Source organism: Streptomyces sp. cg40 (assembly GCF_050320165.1).
GTDB lineage: Bacteria > Actinomycetota > Actinomycetes > Streptomycetales > Streptomycetaceae > Streptomyces > Streptomyces hokutonensis.
Genome location: NZ_CP190128.1, coordinates 579,537 through 596,206 on the forward strand (window position 1 = coordinate 579,537; position 16,670 = coordinate 596,206).

Sequence of the window (16,670 nt, forward strand, 5' to 3'; positions counted from 1 at the left end):
CGCTCGGCGTGCGGGGCCGGTCCCGCCGTAGGAGCGTGGTGGTGTGGGAAAGGTGCGGGGTCTGGTGGCGCGCCGGAACCGGGAGCCGGCCCGGCGCGGCTGGCTGCGGGGCGCGCCGGCTCCCCTGTGGGTGCGGGTGCTGCCGGCCGTGCTGGTCGTCGGGGTGGGCGTGGCGACGCTGGTGAGTCCGAACCGGCTGGACATCGGCTTCGTGCTGGGCGCCATCCCGCCGCTGGCCGGTCTGTCGTACGGCCCGGTCGCGACCGTGCTCTACGGCGGCCTCAGCGTCGCACTGCTGACCGTCCCGGCCTTCCAGCTCAACGATCCGGGCAGTACGGACCTGTTGACCATCTGCTTCGTCGCGTTGCTGAGTGTGTTCATCTCGTTCGTACGGAGCCGCCGCGACGCCCAGCTCGACCTGGAGCGCACGGTCGCCGAGGCCGCGCAGCGGGCGGTGGCGCCGCCGTTGCCGGAGCGGGTGGGGCCGGTGCGGTGTGCGGGGCTGTACCGGGCGGCGCAGCGCGGGACGCTGGTCGGGGGTGACTTCTTCGACGTGCGGGACGGGCCGTTCGGGGTGCGGGCGGTGATGGGGGACGTACAGGGGCACGGGCTGTCGGCCGTGGCGACGGTGGCTTCGCTGCTCGGCGCGTTCCGGGAGGCAGTCCTCGACCGGCCGGAGCTGGAGTCGGTCGCCGCGCGGCTCGACCGCAGGCTCGTGGTGGACTCGGCGCGGTCGCCGCACGCGGAGCTGTTCGCCACGGCCGTACTGCTGGAGTTCTCGGCGGACGCCCGGGCGGTACGGATCGTGGCCTGCGGGCATCCGGCTCCGGTACTGCTCCGCGAGGGGCGGGTCACGGAGATCGACATCGTGCCGTGGACGCCGCTGGGGCTCGGTCTGGCCGACTCGGGTCCGCTCGGTGCCGTCAGCGTGCCGCTGCTGCCCGGGGACCGCCTGTTCCTGGCGTCCGACGGGGTGTGGGAGGCCCGGGACGCCTCCGGTGCCTTCTATCCGTTCACGGGGCGGCTGGCGGCACTCGCCGACGGGTGCTCTGCGGACCTGGCGGAGCGGGTGTGGGCCGATGTGCTGGGGTACTCGGAGGAGATCCGGGACGACGTCACCATGCTCGTCCTGACGCCCGACGACTGACGTTCACGAGGACTGACGCTCACGCCCCCTCGTGCTCACCCTCCGCGTCGATGTGCGGCAGGATCCGGTCCAGGAACCGGGGCGTCCACCATGCGTGCCGGCCCAGCAGGGTCATGACCGCGGGCACCATCAGCAGCCGTACGACCGTCGCGTCGATCAGCACGCTGACGGCCAGGCCGAGCCCGAGCATCTTGACCACGATGTTGTCGCTGAGGACGAAGGCCGCGAAGACGCTGACCATGATCAGCGCGGCGCACGTGATGACGCGCGCGGTGATCTCCAGGGCGTGGGCGACGGAGGCCTCTGCGTCGCCGGTGCGCAGCCAGGCCTCGTGGACGCGGGAGAGCAGGAAGATCTCGTAGTCCATGCTCAGGCCGAAGATGATCGCGAACATCATCATCGGGACGTAGCTCTCGATGGGGACCTTGCCGGAGACGCCCAGCGCGGGACCGCCCCAGCCCCACTGGAAGACGGCGACGACGACGCCGTAGGAGGCGGCGATCGAGAGCACGTTGAGGACGGCGGCCTTTAGGGCGACGAGGAGGCCGCGGAAGACGGCGAGGATGATCAGGAAGGCCAGGGCGACGACCACGCCGATGATCAGGGGCAGCCGGCTCGACACGATGTCGCGGAAGTCGACCTGGGCGGCCGTCGTGCCGGTGACGTAACCCTTCGCGGACGTGCCGTGGACCGCGTCCGGGAGGGTGTCGTGGACGAGCCGGTTGGTGAGGTCGGTGGTGCTCGCGCTCTGCGGGGACTGCTTGGAGTAGACGGTGCCGACCAGGACGTCCCCGTCCTTGGTGGTCGTCAGCGGGGTGACCTTGGCGGCGCCCTGCACCCCGTCGAGGGTCTTCTGCGCCTGGGTGGTGAGGGCCGAGCGCTGCGACGAGGGGACGCCCGTCTGGTCGATGACGACGGTCAGCGGCCCGTTGGATCCGGGGCCGAAGGCGTCGGTCATCAGGTCGTAGGCGCGCCGGTCGGTGAACGAGGTCGGGTCGGCGCCGTCGCCGATGTGCCCGAGCTGGATCGAGAAGACCGGAATGGCGAGGACGACCACGGTCGCGATGCCCGCCGCGAGGAAGGCCCACGGCCGGTGTTCCACGCGCTGGGCATAGCGGTGCCAGGTGCCCGTGGGTTCGGTGCCGGGCTCGGCGTCGGTCTCCGCGACCGGGTGGCGCACCCGGTAGCGGTCGATCCGTTTGCCGACGAGCCCGAGCAGGGCGGGTACGAGGGTGAGCGCGCCGATCACCGCCGAGACGACCGTCACGGCGGCGGCGAGTCCGAGTTTGCCGATGAAGGGCACGCCCGACACGAAGAGTCCGGCGAGGGCGATGATCACCGTGCAGCCGGAGACGAGCACGGCTCGGCCGCTGGTGGCGGTGGCCTGTCCTGCGGCACGCACGGGATCGCTGCCGTTCATGAGGTTCTGCCGGTGACGGGTGATCAGGAACAGGGCGTAGTCGATGCCGACGCCGATGCCGATCATCGTCGCGAGGGTCGGTGACACCGTCGCGAAGGTGAACGCCGCCGCCAGCAGTCCCAGGCAGGCGAGCCCGCCCATCACGCTGATCAGCGCGGTCACCAGGGGCATCGCGGCGGCGATCACACTGCCGAAGCCGATCAGCAGGACGACGATCGCCACGGCGAACCCGATGAGCTCGCTGACCTTGTCGTCGGCAGCGGGCCGGGCGAGTTCGCCGAGCGGTCCGCCGTACTCGACCTGGGCGCCGGCGGCGCGCAGCGGCTTCACGGAGTTGTCCACGCCGTGGAGGTAGCCGTCACCGAGGGTGGACGGCTGGACGTCGAAACGGATGGTGATGTAGCCGGTCTTCGCGTCGGACGACAGGGGTCCCACGTTCGGACCGGTGGACGTCGGTGGCTGCGTTCCGGGCTGTGGCAGCGGGTTCTGGACCGACAGGACGTGCGGGAGCTTCTGCAGGTCACCGACCGTCTGGGACATCTGCGAGCTCAGCGAGGTGAGCTGTTTGTCCTTGTCGTGGAGGACGATCTGGCTGCCGTAGCCCCCGACCGCGGGGTCGTGTTCCTTCAGGACCTGCTGACCGTGGTGGGACTGTACGCCGTTGAGCGAGAAGTCGTCCGAATAGTCGCCCCCGAAGGACCTGTTGAGGACCTGGAGCGCGGCCAGCGCGACGAGCCACGCGACGATGACGATCACGAAGTGCCGGGCACACCACTCCCCCAGCCGCCGCAGCACCCCCTTGGCTGTCGCCCCGCTGCCCCCTGCACTGGAATCCGTGGACGTCATGACCTCGGCCTTTTCCGCCAGGGGACATTTCCGACATCCCCATTAGACGCCCGCGGGATCACTACGGCATCTCGGACCCACGTTCAGAGGGCGGTCATCCCACGTCCCACAGGAACCGGTGGGTGTGGATCCCGAAGTACGGGAACGACTGCACGCTCCTGACCCCTTCGATCGGCCGCACGACGTCGTTGACGAAGTCGAGCAGGTCGCGCGGTCCCGGGGTGACCACTTCCGCGAACAGGTCGAAGCCGCCGGAGGTGAGCACGGAGTACACCACCTCTTCGCGCAGGGCGAGTTCGTCCGCGACCGTACGCGGGTCGCCGTCCACCTCGATGCCGAGCATGGCCATGGCCTGGCCGCCCATGGCCATCGGGTCGGTCACCCCGACGACCTGAACGGCCTTGGAATCCAGGAGGCGTTGGAGCCGCTGCCGGGCGGCCGACGCCGACAGACCGACCTTCGGTCCGAGGTCGGCGTAGGCGATACGTCCGTCGGTCTGCAACTCGCGCAGGATGGCCCGGTCGATGTCGTCCACGTGCTCGGTCTCCCTTGTTCTCCAACTCCCTGTGTCAGGCGGCCAGTTCGGCGAGCGCGTCGGCGAAGACCCGGGTGTGGGTGTCGACGTCCTGCTCGGTGGTGTCGGGGCACATCAGCGCCATGCTGTGGAACGGGGTGAGCAGGATGCCCCGGTTGGCGAGGTAGAGGTGCAGGAAGTCCTCCAGCTCCGGGTCGCCCGCCGCCTCGGACTCGGTGCCGTTGCGCGGAGCCGGGTTGGCGAAACGGTACTCGCTGCGGGCGCCGAGACGGCTCACCGTCCAGGGCAGCGCGTGCGCGTCGACGCCCTCCTGCACACCGGCGGCGAAGCGCTCGGACAGTTTCGCCATGTGGGCGAACGCCTCGTCGGTCAGGACGTGTTCGAGCGTGGCGCGCATCGCGGCGACGGAGAGCGCGTTGCCCGCGAGGGTGCCGCCGACCCCGCCCATGTCGACCAGGTCCAAGTCTGCGCGGCCGAGGAGCCGGTCGGCGAGTTCCACGGAGAGGCCGTAGGCACCGGCCGGGATGCCGCCGCCGATCGCCTTGCCGATGGTGAGCAGGTCGGGTTCGAGGCCCCAGGCGGCGGTGCAGCCGCCCGGTCCGGCGGAAAAGGTGTGGGTCTCGTCGATGATGAGCAACGTGCCGTGTTTCCTGGTCAGTTCGCGTACGGCGGCCAGGTAGCCGGGCTCGGGCAGCACGATGCCGATGTTGGTGAGCGCGGGTTCCATCAGGACTGCGGCGACGTCGCCGTGCGCCAACTCCCGTTCCAGCCGGGCGGGATCGTTGAACTCGGCGACGCGGCTGGTGAGCGTGACGTCGCAGGGGGCGCCGACATTGCCGGGGCGGGCGGTCCCCTGGCCGTCCGGTCCGACGACGATGAGCGACTCGTCGACGCTGCCGTGGTAGCTGTAGCTGTTCACCAGGATCTTGGGGCGGTCGGTGACGGCCCGGGCGAGCCGGATAGCCCAGCGGTTGGCGTCGGTCGCGGTCAGCGAGAAGCTCCAGCGGGCCAGTCCGAAGCGGCGGGCGAGCTCCGCGCCGACCCACTCGGCGTCCTCCGTGGGCAGCATCGCCGTGGCACCGCCCTGTTCGGCGAACCGGCGCCGCACCGCCTCCGCGACCACGGCGGGCGAGTGGCCGGCCATGGCTCCGGTGTCGCCGAGGCTGAAGTCGATGTACTCGTGGCCGTCGATGTCGGTGACACGGGCGCCGCGAGCGGTGTCGAGGTAGCGCGGGAAGGCTCCGGCGGTCTTGTTCATCCAGGTCATCGGCACCCGCCCGAAGAGATGCTCGGCACGGGCGTAGGCGGCCTTCGAGCGCGGATTGAGCCGCTCGGCCTCGGCGCTCTCCCGGGCGAGCAGGTCCTGGAGGCGAGTGCGGCGGTCCATGGGCTACCCCGGTGGTGTCGGCGACGGAATGTCCGGACGATACGACCGAAAGTACCGTGACAGCAAGAGATGGCTGCGGAATCCATTGCCGTGACAATCGATTCATGCGCGTAGTCCATCGCGCGGCCCGGCCGGCTCAGTGGGCCCGCGACACACCTCAAAACACTCCGCCCGCACGCCGGGCACACCGACCACGGCAACTCAACTCCCTTTGCTCACACGCCATTTCAGACACTTGACGCAGATGTGAACAGAGAGCTGTCAGTTTCGAAGGGAACTCCTGTTACACCGTGCGAGAGCGGTCGATGACGGTGTGTACTGTGCTCCGGGCACCCCGCCTCAGGGGCTCGAAATCAGCCCTGCCCGACTTCTCTTGGACTCGATTCGATGACCGAATTACCGGACCTGGTGACCGGTGCGCTCGCCGCCGGCACGCTGTCCGCGCTGGCGCTCGGCGCCGGTCTGCTGCGGTCGCGGCGTCAACGCGCCCTGCAGCGCGCGGAGATCGCGGAGCTGCGGGACCGACTGGCCGGCGTCCAGACGGCGTTCGTGAGCGAGGTCGAGCATCTCGCCGTGCAGCGGATCCCGGCCGTCGCCCGGCAGTTGACGCATCCGCGGGTGGCCGTCCCGGGACCGGCGCAGCCGCAGTTCATCGGTTCGCCCCTCGGGATCGCCCTCGAGAACGTGCTCACCACCCTGCGTTCGGAGCTCACCGCGCAGCGCACCCGTATCGACGCCGCCGCGCAAGCCGGGATGCGCGGGGCCACCCGGGAGATCCAGGCCGCGCTGTACCGCTTGCAGGACGCTCTGCGCGCGCTCCAACAGCGCTACGACGACCCGGAGTTGACGCAGACCCTGTTCACGCTGGACCACGAGAACGAGCAGTCGCTGCGCCGGGCGCAGGTCACCGCGGTCGTGTGCGGGGCCTGGGTCGGCCTCGCCCGTGAGGACTCGCACCTCGTGGAGGCGGTGACCGGCGGGCAGGCCCGGCTCGCGGGGTATCACCGGGTGCGGGTGCACAACCACCTCGAAGCCGGTACCGCGCTGGTCTCGCACGCCGTCGAACCGGTCGCGATCATCGTCGCCGAGCTCGTCGACAACGCACTGCGGCACTCCGCGCCGGACACCGAGGTCGTGGTCAACCTGGAGCACGTCCACCACGGCGTCTGCGTCACCGTCGACGACGCGGGCGTGGGCATGACCCCCGACGAACGCGAGCACGCCCGGCGGACGGTGGCCGGTACCGACCCGGTCCTGCTCACCGACCTGGGCGACCCGCCGCGCATGGGGTTCGCCGCGATCGGCCGCCTCACCCGGCAGTTCGACCTCGGCGTCGACGTCTCCTCGCCCTCCCCGTACGGCGGTGTCCGCGCGGTGCTGCGGATCGACAGCCACCTCCTCAGCCGGATCGACCCCGAGCGGCAGCCGCCCGCGGCGGGCGCCCCGCGCTCCACCCGCCCGGCCCCCGCTCCCACCCGCGCGCCCGCATCCTCCCCGGCCCACGCCTACGGCTCCGAGCGGGACGAACGGGCCGCGGCCGAGGTGCCCGGACACCAGGCCCTGCCCGACGCCGGCGGGCTGCCGCGCCGGCGCCGCCGCACCCCGGCCGCCGCCGCGAACGCACAGACAGCCCCGGCCGCCCCGGCACAGTCCGAGTGGCGCCCGGAGCAGGCCGCCGCCGCGCTCGGCGCGCTCCAGTCCGGCACGGCCGCAGCGCGCGCCGCGAGGGAGGGCGCCGGTACCGCCGTAACGGAGGAGTCCGCGGGACCGCGACCGGCGGTGCGCGACCTCGATCAGAAGAACAACGGGAACGACTACGAAGGGGGAGCGGCTAGATGAACAGCCGCGATGGGGGCGACACGGCCTGGGTGCTCGATCCGATCCTGGAGGTGCCGCATGTGGTGGCCGCGGTGCTGCTGACCCGGGACGGGCTGGTGCGGGGGTACACCGACGCGCTGTCCCAGGCCTCGGGCGAGCGGGTGGCCGCGATCACCAGCACGGTGCAGGCGGCGTGCCGTACGGCCGCGGCGGCGTTCGCCGACCGGGAGGACGCCGAGATCCGGCAGCTGGTGATCGAGTCGGACCACGGGTACGTGCTCATCGTCCCCACGGATCACGGGACTTGTGTGGCGGCCTACGGGGACACCGAGGTGCGGCTCGACCTGCTCGCGCACCGGGTGCACTCACAGGTGGCACGGCTGGGCGAGAAGGCGATGGCCGCCGCTCCGCGGGGAGTTGACGGCGGCGCGTCGGCATGACGGGCCGCCGCGGCGGCCGTCCCCTGGTCCCCGCGTATCTGTCGACCGGCGGGGTGGCCCGGCCGAGCCGTCCGCAACTGGAGCGGCTGACGGTGCTCTCCGGCAGCGGCGAGCCCGTTCCGGCCGGACTGCCCGCGGCCCAACTCGCCCTGCTGGACGCCCTGTTCGCCGGTTCGCTGACGGTACTGGAGGCGGCGGCCCTGCTGGAGCTGCCGGTCTCCGCCGTCCGGGTCCTGGCCGCCGGTCTCCTCGACCGGGGCCTGGTGCTCGCCCGCGCCCCGATACCGCCCGCCGAACGCTTCGACCCCGACCTGCTGAAGAGAGTGGCCGATGGCCTACGCGCCCTCAAGCACGACTAGTGGCATCCATCTGCCGGACACCGCACAGGAGTTGGTCAAGATCCTGATCGCGGGTCCGTTCGGGGTGGGCAAGACGACTCTGATCGACTCGGTGTCGGAGATCCGGCCGCTGCACACCGAGGAGCGGCTCACCGAGGCCTCCGTCCATGTGGACGATCTCGACGGGGTGCGGGAGAAGTCGACGACGACCGTCGCCATCGACTTCGGGAGGCTCAGCCTGCCGGGCGGGATCGTGCTGTATCTCTTCGGGACGCCCGGGCAGGAGCGGTTCCGGGCGCTGTGGGAGGACATCGCCCACGGCGCGCTGGGGGCGCTGGTCCTGGTCGACAGCCGCCGCGTCGACGCCTCCTTCGACATGCTCGGTCTGGTCGAGGAGAGCGGGCTGCCGTACGCCGTCGCCCTCAACACCTTCCCGGACGCGCCCCGGCACCACACCGACGAACAGCTGCGCGCCGCCCTGGACCTGGCGCCGGACACCCCGCTGGTGACCTGTGACGCCCGGGACGCGGACTCCTCGATCGACGCGCTGCTCGCCCTGGTCCAGCACCTGATCGACCGCGACCCCCCGGAGCACCGGTGACCACTTCGTCCCCCGTCCGACCCGTCCGGCTGTGGGAGGACGGCTTCGCGCTGGATCCCTACGGCTACTACGCCGCCCTGCGCGCCCAGGGCCCGGTCGGGTGGGCCGAACTCGCCCCGGGCGTACCGGCGTACGTCGTCACCGAGCGGCGGGCGGCGCTGGAGCTGCTGCGCGACACCGAGACGTTCTCGCACGATCCCCGTCCTTGGGAGTCGACGGTCGCCGAGGACTCGCCGGTCCTCGGGATGATGCGCTGGCGGCCCAACTCCCTGTTCGCGGACGGCGCGGCGCACGTCCGCTACCGTGCCTCGCTGATCGACGCCTTCGACCGGATCGAGCCGCACGACCTGCGGGACCGGGTGCACCGGGCGGTCCATGTCCTGGTGAGCCGGATCGGGCCGCGCGGACAGGCCGATCTGGTGGGTGAGTTCGCCCGGCCGCTGATGGCGCTGGTCTTCAACAGCCTGTTCGGACTGCCCGACAGCCAGAGCGAGCGGCTGGACCGGGCGCTGGGCATGATGATGGAGGGCGGTGCCCAAGCGGCCGAGGGGGAGGCCGAGTTCGGCGGCTACGTCCTCGAACTCATCGCCGCCAAGGCCGAGTCGCGCGGTGACGATCTGCCGAGCTGGCTCCTGGACCATCCCGCCGGGCTGAGTCCGGAGGAGGTCGCCTGGCAGGTGTTCCTCACCCTGGGCGCGGGACACGAGCCGACCGCGAACCTGGTGTCCAACGCGCTGTCCCGCATCCTCGGCACCTCGGTCTACTACTCCACGCTGACCAGTGGCGCCCGCCCGGTGATGGACGCCGTGGTGGAGGTCCTGCACCACGAGACCCCGCTCGCCAACTACGGGATCCACTACGCCCGTTCGCCCGTCACCTTCCACGGCGCGTGGATCAGGCCGGCGACGCCGGTCGTCGTCTCGTACGGCGCGCTCGCGCACTTCGCCGAGCAGGAGGTCGTCAGCGGCCGGCATCCCAAGGACGCCTCGCACCTGTCGTGGTCGGCGGGTCCGCACGCCTGCCCGGTCAAACGGCACACGCTGCTCATCGCGACGGAGGCGATCGAGCGGCTCACCCTGTGGCTGCCCGACCTCGAACCCGTCGTGCCGCGCGCGGAGTTGACCTGGCGTCCCGGCCCCTTCCACCGCTCGCTCACGTCGCTGCCCGTGCGGTTCAGCCCCTGCTCCCCCGACCAGCCAGGAGACCCTTCGTGACCGTGTCCGACCGCATCGTCCTCGACCCATTCGGTGCCGACATGGCCGCCGAGAGCGCCAAGCTGCGCGCCCTCGGCCCGATCGTGCCCGTCGAACTGCCCGGCGGCATCCCCGCCTGGGCGCCCACCGGTTACGACGTCCTGAAGGAACTGATCCTCGACCCGCAGGTCAGCAGGGATCCCCGGCTGCACTGGCGGCTGTGGCCCGAGATGGGCGAACACCCTTCCTGGGGCTGGGTGTTGGGCTGGATCGGCGTCGTCAACATGCTCTCCACGTACGGCGCCGACCACGCCCGGCTGCGCAAACTGGTCGCGCCGAGCTTCACGCACCGGCGCACCGAGGCGATGCGGGCCCGGGTGGAGACGATCACGACGGAGCTCCTCGACGCGGTCGCGGCCGACGAGGCCGAGGTGGTCGACATCAGAGCCGCGCTCGCGCAGCCGCTGCCGATGCGGATCATCTGCGAACTCTTCGGTGTGCCCGACGAGTTGGTGGCCGACACCGGGCGGCTGATAGCGGCCATCATGGACACCTCCGACCCGACCCCGGAGCACGCGGCGTTCGTCCAGCAGCAGATCGGCACGGTGCTCCCCGCGCTGATCGCCCACCGCAGCGAGCACCCCGGCGACGACCTCACCACCGAGCTGATCCGGGTGAGGGACGAGGACGGCGACCGCCTCAGCGACGAGGAACTGCTGTACACGCTGCTGCTGGTGATCGGCGCGGGCTTCGAGACGACGGTCAACCTCATCGGCAACGCGATCGTCGCCCTGCTCAAGCGCCCCGAGCAGCTCGCGGACGTACGCTCCGGAAAGATCACCTGGGACGCGGTCGTGGACGAGACCCTGCGCGTCCACCCCTCCATCGCCTCGCTGCCGCTCCGCTTCGCGGTCAGCGACCTCACCGTCGGCGGGATCACCGTCCCGGCCGGGGACGCCATCATCACCACGTACGCGGCGGCCGGGCTCGACCCCGCGCACTACGGCCCCGACGCGGACACCTTCGACGCGGCCCGCGGCGCCGACGACCACCTGTCCTTCGGCATCGGCGTGCACCGCTGCATCGGCGCGCCGCTGGCCCGGGTGGAGGCCCTGACCGCGCTGCCCGCGTTCTTCGACCGCTTCCCGGACGCCCGCCTCGCCGTGGACGCGGACACCCTGCGCCAGGTGCCGTCCTTCATCGCCTTCGGCTGGCAGGAGATCCCGGTACGGCTGCGCGGCTGAGCACCGCCGACCAGTCCGTACGGCCGCTCCCGCACCCGGCGCCGGAACGGCTCCGCCGCGGCCTCGGAGGAGGAGCCGCCGGCGGAGCCGTCCTGCCCGGGTTCGGGGGAGAGCCCCGAGCGCACTTGTCGGTTTCCCCGGATTCGCCGGGGTACGCCCGTGCGATTCGGGCGGCGTGAGGGCCCGCGCGGCGACCCGTGGCCGTACGGCATAAGCTCGGCGGGTGGCCAAGTACTTCGACGTGCATCCGGACAACCCGCAGCCCCGCACCATCTCGCAGGTCGCGGACAGTGTGCGCTCGGGTGCGCTGATCGCGTATCCGACCGACTCCTGCTACGCGCTGGGCTGCCAGCTCGGGAACCGTGACGGCATGGAGCGGATCCGTACGATCCGGCAGCTGAACGACCGGCACCACTTCACGCTGGTGTGCCAGAACTTCGCCCAGCTGGGCCAGTTCGTGCACATCGACAACGACGTGTTCCGGGCCATCAAGGCGTCCACGCCCGGCAGTTACACCTTCATCCTCCCGGCGACGAGGGAGGTGCCGCGCCAGTTGCTGAACGCGAAGAAGAAGACCGTGGGCGTGCGCATCCCCGACCATGTCGTCACCCAAGCGCTGCTGGCCGAGCTGGGCGAGCCGCTGCTGTCCAGCACCCTGCTGCTGCCCGACGAGGAGGAGCCGATGACCCAGGGCTGGGAGATCAAGGACCGGCTCGACCACGTGGTGGACGCGGTGGTCGACTCCGGGGACTGCGGCACGGAACCGACGACGGTCATCGACTTCTCCAGCGGTGAGGCCGAGATCGTCCGCAAGGGCGCGGGGGACGTCTCCCGCTTCGAGTGACCCCGGCGGCGGGTCCGCGGGCAGGCGTGCCACGATGATCGCAACACGCCGCGCCGGACCGGCAGGTGGCCCGGCGCCGATCCGCTGGAGGCACCCCCGCCATGACCGCCGTACAGGGCACAGCCGTGGACATCCCCACCGAGGACGGCATCGCCGACGCCTATCTGGTGCATCCCGGTGACGAGCGCCCCCGTCCGGCCGTGCTGCTCTACCAGGACGCGTTCGGACTGCGTCCCCACCTCAAGGCGATGGCCGACCGGCTGGCCGAGGCCGGCTACACGGTCCTGGTGCCGAACGTGTTCTACCGGCAGGGTCGCGCGCCGGTGGTCGAGCTGCCCGAGTTCATCGATCCCGAGGCACGGCCGGAGATCTTCCAGAAGGTCGGCCCGCTGATCATGGGGCTGACGCCCGATCTGATCGAGCGGGACTCCGGTGCCTATCTGCGCCGGCTGGCCGAGTCCCCCGTGGTCGCCGACGGGCCGGTCGCGATCACCGGGTACTGCATGGGCGCCCGTCTCGCGCTCTACACCGCCGGCGCCCACCCGGACCGGGTGGCGGCGGTGGGCGGCTTCCACGGCGGGCGGCTGGCCACCGACGACGCGAACAGCCCGCACCTGGCGGCCGAACACATCACCGCCGAGGTGTACTTCGGCCACGCGGACCAGGACCCCTCGCTGCCCGAGGACCAGATCAAGCGGTTCGACGACGCGCTCACCGCGGCGGGCGTCCGGCACCGCTGCGAGGTCTACCCGGGCGCGCGGCACGGCTACACGCAGGCCGACACCTCCTCGTACGACGCGGCGGCCGACGAGCGTCACTGGGTCGCACTGCTCGACCTGCTGGAGCGCACCTTCTGATCGAGGACCGCGTTTCCTGATCCAACCCGGGTGCCCACGGCGCGAGTTGCCGTGGGCACCTTTCGTTCGACTCATTGACACACACGCGGCTCGGCGCGACATTGAGAGCGCTCTCACGCAGGTACGGACCAATTTCTCGTACACCCCCCACACGGAGGTGAGTAGTGCTCGGCAGAATTCTGCGCCGACTGGGCGCCGCGACCGCGGTGGCCACGATGCTCGCGCTGGCCACACCGCTGACGGCGGACGCGGCGGTGCCCGCCACGATCCCGCTGAAGATCACCAACAACTCGGGCCGCGGCGACGCGGTCTACGTCTACGACCTGGGCACCAACCTGGCCACCGGCCAACAGGGTTGGGCCGACGCGGCCGGCACGTTCCACGCCTGGCCGGTCGGCGGCAACCCGCCCACCCCGGCACCGGACGCGTCGATCGCGGGCCCGGCGGCCGGACAGTCCACGACCATCCGGATTCCCAAGTTCTCGGGCCGCATCTACTTCTCGTACGGTCAGAAGCTCGTGTTCAAGCTGACCACCGGCGGCCTCGTGCAGCCGGCGGTGCAGAACCCGACCGACCCGAACCGCAACATCCTCTTCAACTGGTCCGAGTACACGCTGAACGACTCCGGGCTGTGGATCAACAGCACCCAGGTGGACATGTTCTCCGCGCCGTACGCGGTCGGGGTGCAGCGGTCCGACGGGAGCACGGCCAGCACCGGACACCTCAAGTCGGGTGGCTACACCGGGTTCTTCAACGCGCTGCGCGGACAGCCGGGCGGCTGGGCCAACCTGATCCAGACCCGGTCCGACGGAACGGTCCTGCGAGCGCTCTCACCGACCTACGGCATCGAGACGGGCGCCCTGCCCAGCACGGTGATGGACGACTACGTCAACCGCGTCTGGTCGAAGTACTCGACGTCGACCCTGACCGTGACACCGTTCGCCGACCAGCCGAACACCAAGTACTACGGCCGGGTGTCGGGCAACGTCATGAACTTCACCAACAGCTCCGGCGCGGTCGTCACCACCTTCCAGAAGCCGGACGCGGCCAGCATCTTCGGCTGCTACAAGTACCTCGACGCCCCCAACGACCTGGTGCGCGGGCCGATTTCACGCACCCTGTGCGCGGGCTTCAACCGCTCCACGCTCCTGGTCAACCCCAACCAGCCGGACACCACCACGGCGAACTTCTACGTGGACACGGTGACCAACCAGTACGCGCGCAAGATCCATGCGCAGATGGTGGACGGCAAGGCGTACGCGTTCGCGTTCGACGACGTCGGCGCCCAGGAGTCCCTGGTGAACGACGGAAACCCGCAGCAGGCCTATCTCACGCTGGACCCGCTGAGCTGAGCTGCTCAACAGACCGGAACACCCCGCACGCCTGGGGGCGCGTGCGGGGTGCCGGACGGAGCAGGTGGAACGGATCAGCTGGTCGTGACGGCGGTGTCGTCGATCACGAAGCTGGTCTGGAGCGAGGAGTCCTCGACCCCGCTGAACTTCAGGGCGACCGTGGTGCCCGCGAAGGCCGACAGGCTGAAGGACTTCGCCACGTAGCCGCTGGCCGCGTTGAGGTTGGAGTAGGTGGCCAGGGTGGTCGAACCGGCGGTGACCGTCAGCTTGTCGTAAGCCGTGCTGGTGGTGGTCTCGGCCGTGTCGATGTGGATGTAGAAGGTGAACGTCGTCCCCGTGCAGCCGCTCGGGATCGTCACCGACTGGGACAGCGTGTCGGTGTGGGTCGAGCCGTAGCCGTCGAGCCAGGCCTTGTACGAACCGGTGCGGGCCGCCTGGCTGCTGGAGTTGGTGATGACCCCGCTGGTCGCGGTCCAGGTGGTGTTGCCCGACTCGAAGCCCGCGTTGCCCAGCAGCTGGGTCGAGGTGCAACTGCCGCCCCCGCCGCTGGAACTGACGGTCCAGGTGAAGGACGCGGTGCCGGTCGCCCCGGTGCTGTCGGTGACGGTCACGGTGGTGCTGTAGGTGCCCGCTGTCGTCGGGGTGCCGGTGATGGCGCCCGTGGAGCTGATCGACAGGCCGGTCGGCAGTCCGGTCGCGGCGTACGTCAGGGTGCCGCTGTTGGTGGAGCTGGCCGCGATCTGCAGGCTCACCGCCGTACCGACGGTCGAGGACTGGCTGCCCGGGTTGGTCACCGTGACACCGCTGGACGGCACGGTGATGTGGCTGCCGACGTTGATGCCGGCGAAGGCGTTGCCGACTCCCGCGTACTGCACGGAACTTGTGCCGTACAGCGCCGCTGCCGCGTTCAGCGCGGCGGTGCGGGCGGCGGCGTAGTTCGTGCTGGACGTCATGTACGTCGTCAGCGCCTTGTACCAGATCTGCAGGGCCGCGGCCCGGCCGATACCGGCGACGGCCACGCCGTCGGAGGTGGTGCTGGTGTAGGTCGTACCGTTGATGACCTTGGTGCCGCTGCCCTCGGAGAGCAGGTAGAACATGTGGTTCGCCGGGCCCGAGGAGTAGTGGACGTCGAGGTTGCCGACGCCGGAGTACCAACTGTCCGCGCTGCCGCCGTCCTTGCTCGGCTTGTCCATGTAACGCAGCGGCGTGCCGTCGCCGTTGATGTCGATCTTCTCGCCGATGAGGTAGTCGCCGACATCGGTGGAGTTGTTGGCGTAGAACTCGACGCCCGTGCCGAAGATGTCGGAGGTCGCCTCGTTCAACCCGCCCGACTCACCGGTGTAGTTGAGCCCGGCCGTGTTGGACGTGACACCGTGGCTCATCTCGTGACCGGCCACGTCCAGCGAGGTCAGCGCGTGCGTGGAGCCCGAGCCGTCGCCGTACGTCATGCAGAAGCAGCTGTCGTCCCAGAAGGCGTTGACGTACGCCGTGCTGTAGTGGACGCGCGAGTAGGCTGCGACGCCGTCGTTCTTGATGCCGCTGCGGCCGAACGTGTTCTTGTAGAAGTCCCAGGTCGTCTGGGCGCCGTAGGCCGCGTCGGCGCCCGCGGTCTGGGTGTTCGAGCCGGAGCTGGTGCCCCAGACGTCGTCGGCGTCCGTCATCAGGGTGCCGGTGCCGGACGTGGCGTTGTTGAGGCTGTACGTCTTGTGGCCGCCGCGCGTGGTGTCGTACAGCTGGTACGTCGAACCCGACAGCGTGGTGCTCAGCGAGACCGTGCCGCTGTACTGGGTGTTTCCGGTGCCGGTCTCGATGCCCTGGAAGCGGGAGAGCTCCTTGCCGGTGGTGGCGTCGGTGATGACGTGCAGCCGGCTCGGCGTGCCGTCGTCCTGGAAGCCGCCGATCACCGTCTCCCAGGCGAGCTTCGGGCTGCCGTCGCCGGCCCAGATGACCTTCCGGGCGCTGTCGGTGCTCGGCGCCTTGGCGTCCAGGGCCTTGGCGGTGGTGAGGGCCTTGGTCTCGGCGGCCGACTTGGCGACGGACGCGGTGGTGGAGGGGACGGTGAGGGTGTGCTTGTTGTTGAAGGTCGCGCTCACCGTGCCGGTCGCCTGCGCGGCGGGCGGGGTGTGCACGACGAGGTCGCCGCCGAGGACGGGCAGACCGGCATAGGTGCGCTCGTAGCGGGTGTGCACCGTGCCGTCGTTGTCCTTGACGACGTCCTTGACGACCAGCTTCTCCTTGGCGCCGAGGCCGAGGGTGCGGGCGGTCTTCGTGCTGTTCGCGTTGGCGGTCTTCACCAGGGCGGTGCGCTGTGCCGGGGTGAGCTTCGCCTCCAGGCTGCCGGTGCGCAGCGGGCTGGGGTGGGGGGACGCGGGCTTCGCGCTCGCCGGAACCGACTGGATGCCGACGGCGAGGAGCGCGGCGGTGGAGATCAGGGCTCCAACCGCGGTCCGCTTGCGGGGGATGCGTCTCACTCGTACTCCTCCTGCGACGGCCGCGGACGCGGCCGGTGACAGACCGGACAGCCGGGTCTGCTGTCCGGGAGAGCTGAGCTGTGCGGGGCCGACCGAACTTTGACCGATCCATGGAGGATCCGTGGGGTAACTGCGTGGAGGATGACAGCGTTGACCCGTCCATGTCACGCAACGCCG

General features: G+C 70.6%; 14 protein-coding genes. 10 read left to right on the top strand and 4 right to left on the bottom strand.

All coding sequences use genetic code 11. From position 1 onward, the window contains the following. Window positions 1–43 precede the first annotated feature (43 nt). The gene (locus ACQHII_RS02425) at window positions 44–1,147 is read left to right on the top strand and encodes a PP2C family protein-serine/threonine phosphatase (RefSeq protein ID WP_427917599.1); all 1,104 of its coding nucleotides are present in this window, start codon (window positions 44–46) and stop codon (window positions 1,145–1,147) included. 19 nt (window positions 1,148–1,166) lie between these two features. Here the strand turns inward: ACQHII_RS02425 and ACQHII_RS02430 are convergent, their stop codons facing one another. The 3 genes from ACQHII_RS02430 to ACQHII_RS02440 all read right to left on the bottom strand — a co-directional run bounded on the left by ACQHII_RS02430 (window position 1,167) and on the right by ACQHII_RS02440 (window position 5,335). Beyond that, on the bottom strand, window positions 1,167–3,413 hold the full coding sequence (locus ACQHII_RS02430; protein ID WP_427917600.1) for an MMPL family transporter: 2,247 nt from the start codon (window positions 3,411–3,413) through the stop codon (window positions 1,167–1,169). Between the two features lie 94 nt (window positions 3,414–3,507). Beyond that, window positions 3,508–3,948, bottom strand: coding sequence for an Lrp/AsnC family transcriptional regulator (locus ACQHII_RS02435; protein ID WP_427917601.1), 441 nt, complete (start codon window positions 3,946–3,948; stop codon window positions 3,508–3,510). A 34-nt stretch (window positions 3,949–3,982) separates the two neighbouring features. Next, complete coding sequence (locus ACQHII_RS02440) at window positions 3,983–5,335, bottom strand: transaminase (RefSeq protein ID WP_427917602.1); 1,353 nt, start codon at window positions 5,333–5,335, stop codon at window positions 3,983–3,985. 387 nt (window positions 5,336–5,722) lie between these two features. Here ACQHII_RS02440 and ACQHII_RS02445 point away from each other — a divergent pair, with 387 nt between their 5' ends. The 9 genes from ACQHII_RS02445 to ACQHII_RS02485 all read left to right on the top strand — a co-directional run bounded on the left by ACQHII_RS02445 (window position 5,723) and on the right by ACQHII_RS02485 (window position 14,022). Beyond that, window positions 5,723–7,174, top strand: a complete 1,452-nt coding sequence (locus ACQHII_RS02445) for a sensor histidine kinase (RefSeq protein WP_427917603.1) — start codon at window positions 5,723–5,725, stop codon at window positions 7,172–7,174. After that, the gene (locus tag ACQHII_RS02450) at window positions 7,171–7,593 is read left to right on the top strand and encodes a roadblock/LC7 domain-containing protein (RefSeq protein WP_427917604.1); all 423 of its coding nucleotides are present in this window, start codon (window positions 7,171–7,173) and stop codon (window positions 7,591–7,593) included. The genes ACQHII_RS02445 and ACQHII_RS02450 overlap by 4 nt, the downstream gene beginning before the upstream one ends. Next, on the top strand, window positions 7,590–7,952 hold the full coding sequence (locus ACQHII_RS02455; RefSeq protein ID WP_427917605.1) for a DUF742 domain-containing protein: 363 nt from the start codon (window positions 7,590–7,592) through the stop codon (window positions 7,950–7,952). The genes ACQHII_RS02450 and ACQHII_RS02455 overlap by 4 nt, the downstream gene beginning before the upstream one ends. Then, the gene (locus ACQHII_RS02460; RefSeq protein ID WP_427917606.1) at window positions 7,924–8,532 is read left to right on the top strand and encodes a GTP-binding protein; all 609 of its coding nucleotides are present in this window, start codon (window positions 7,924–7,926) and stop codon (window positions 8,530–8,532) included. The genes ACQHII_RS02455 and ACQHII_RS02460 overlap by 29 nt, the downstream gene beginning before the upstream one ends. Next, on the top strand, window positions 8,529–9,746 hold the full coding sequence (locus ACQHII_RS02465; RefSeq protein WP_427917607.1) for a cytochrome P450: 1,218 nt from the start codon (window positions 8,529–8,531) through the stop codon (window positions 9,744–9,746). The genes ACQHII_RS02460 and ACQHII_RS02465 overlap by 4 nt, the downstream gene beginning before the upstream one ends. Further along, complete coding sequence (locus ACQHII_RS02470; RefSeq protein ID WP_427917608.1) at window positions 9,743–10,969, top strand: cytochrome P450 family protein; 1,227 nt, start codon at window positions 9,743–9,745, stop codon at window positions 10,967–10,969. The genes ACQHII_RS02465 and ACQHII_RS02470 overlap by 4 nt, the downstream gene beginning before the upstream one ends. 223 nt (window positions 10,970–11,192) lie before the next feature. After that, entirely contained in the window at window positions 11,193–11,813 is a 621-nt protein-coding gene (locus ACQHII_RS02475; protein ID WP_427917609.1) for an L-threonylcarbamoyladenylate synthase, read from the top strand. A gap of 101 nt (window positions 11,814–11,914) precedes the next feature. Next, window positions 11,915–12,670 carry a dienelactone hydrolase family protein gene (locus tag ACQHII_RS02480; RefSeq protein WP_427917610.1) on the top strand — a complete coding sequence of 252 codons (756 nt, stop codon included), beginning with the start codon at window positions 11,915–11,917 and terminating at the stop codon, window positions 12,668–12,670. Window positions 12,671–12,834: 164 nt separating this feature from the next. Next, entirely contained in the window at window positions 12,835–14,022 is a 1,188-nt protein-coding gene (locus ACQHII_RS02485) for a glycoside hydrolase family 64 protein (RefSeq protein ID WP_427917611.1), read from the top strand. Window positions 14,023–14,096: 74 nt separating this feature from the next. On the opposite strand, the gene ACQHII_RS02490 is transcribed toward ACQHII_RS02485, so the two are convergent. Next, entirely contained in the window at window positions 14,097–16,493 is a 2,397-nt protein-coding gene (locus ACQHII_RS02490) for a M4 family metallopeptidase (RefSeq protein ID WP_427917612.1), read from the bottom strand. Window positions 16,494–16,670 lie beyond the last annotated feature (177 nt).

Coding starts and splice junctions, on each gene's coding strand:
- ACQHII_RS02440 (WP_427917602.1), bottom strand. CDS start 5,335: ATGGACCGCCGCACTCGCCTCCAGGACCTGCTCGCCCGGGAGAGCGCC.
- ACQHII_RS02460 (WP_427917606.1), top strand. CDS start 7,924: ATGGCCTACGCGCCCTCAAGCACGACTAGTGGCATCCATCTGCCGGAC.
- ACQHII_RS02430 (WP_427917600.1), bottom strand. CDS start 3,413: ATGACGTCCACGGATTCCAGTGCAGGGGGCAGCGGGGCGACAGCCAAG.
- ACQHII_RS02480 (WP_427917610.1), top strand. CDS start 11,915: ATGACCGCCGTACAGGGCACAGCCGTGGACATCCCCACCGAGGACGGC.
- ACQHII_RS02455 (WP_427917605.1), top strand. CDS start 7,590: ATGACGGGCCGCCGCGGCGGCCGTCCCCTGGTCCCCGCGTATCTGTCG.
- ACQHII_RS02445 (WP_427917603.1), top strand. CDS start 5,723: ATGACCGAATTACCGGACCTGGTGACCGGTGCGCTCGCCGCCGGCACG.
- ACQHII_RS02450 (WP_427917604.1), top strand. CDS start 7,171: ATGAACAGCCGCGATGGGGGCGACACGGCCTGGGTGCTCGATCCGATC.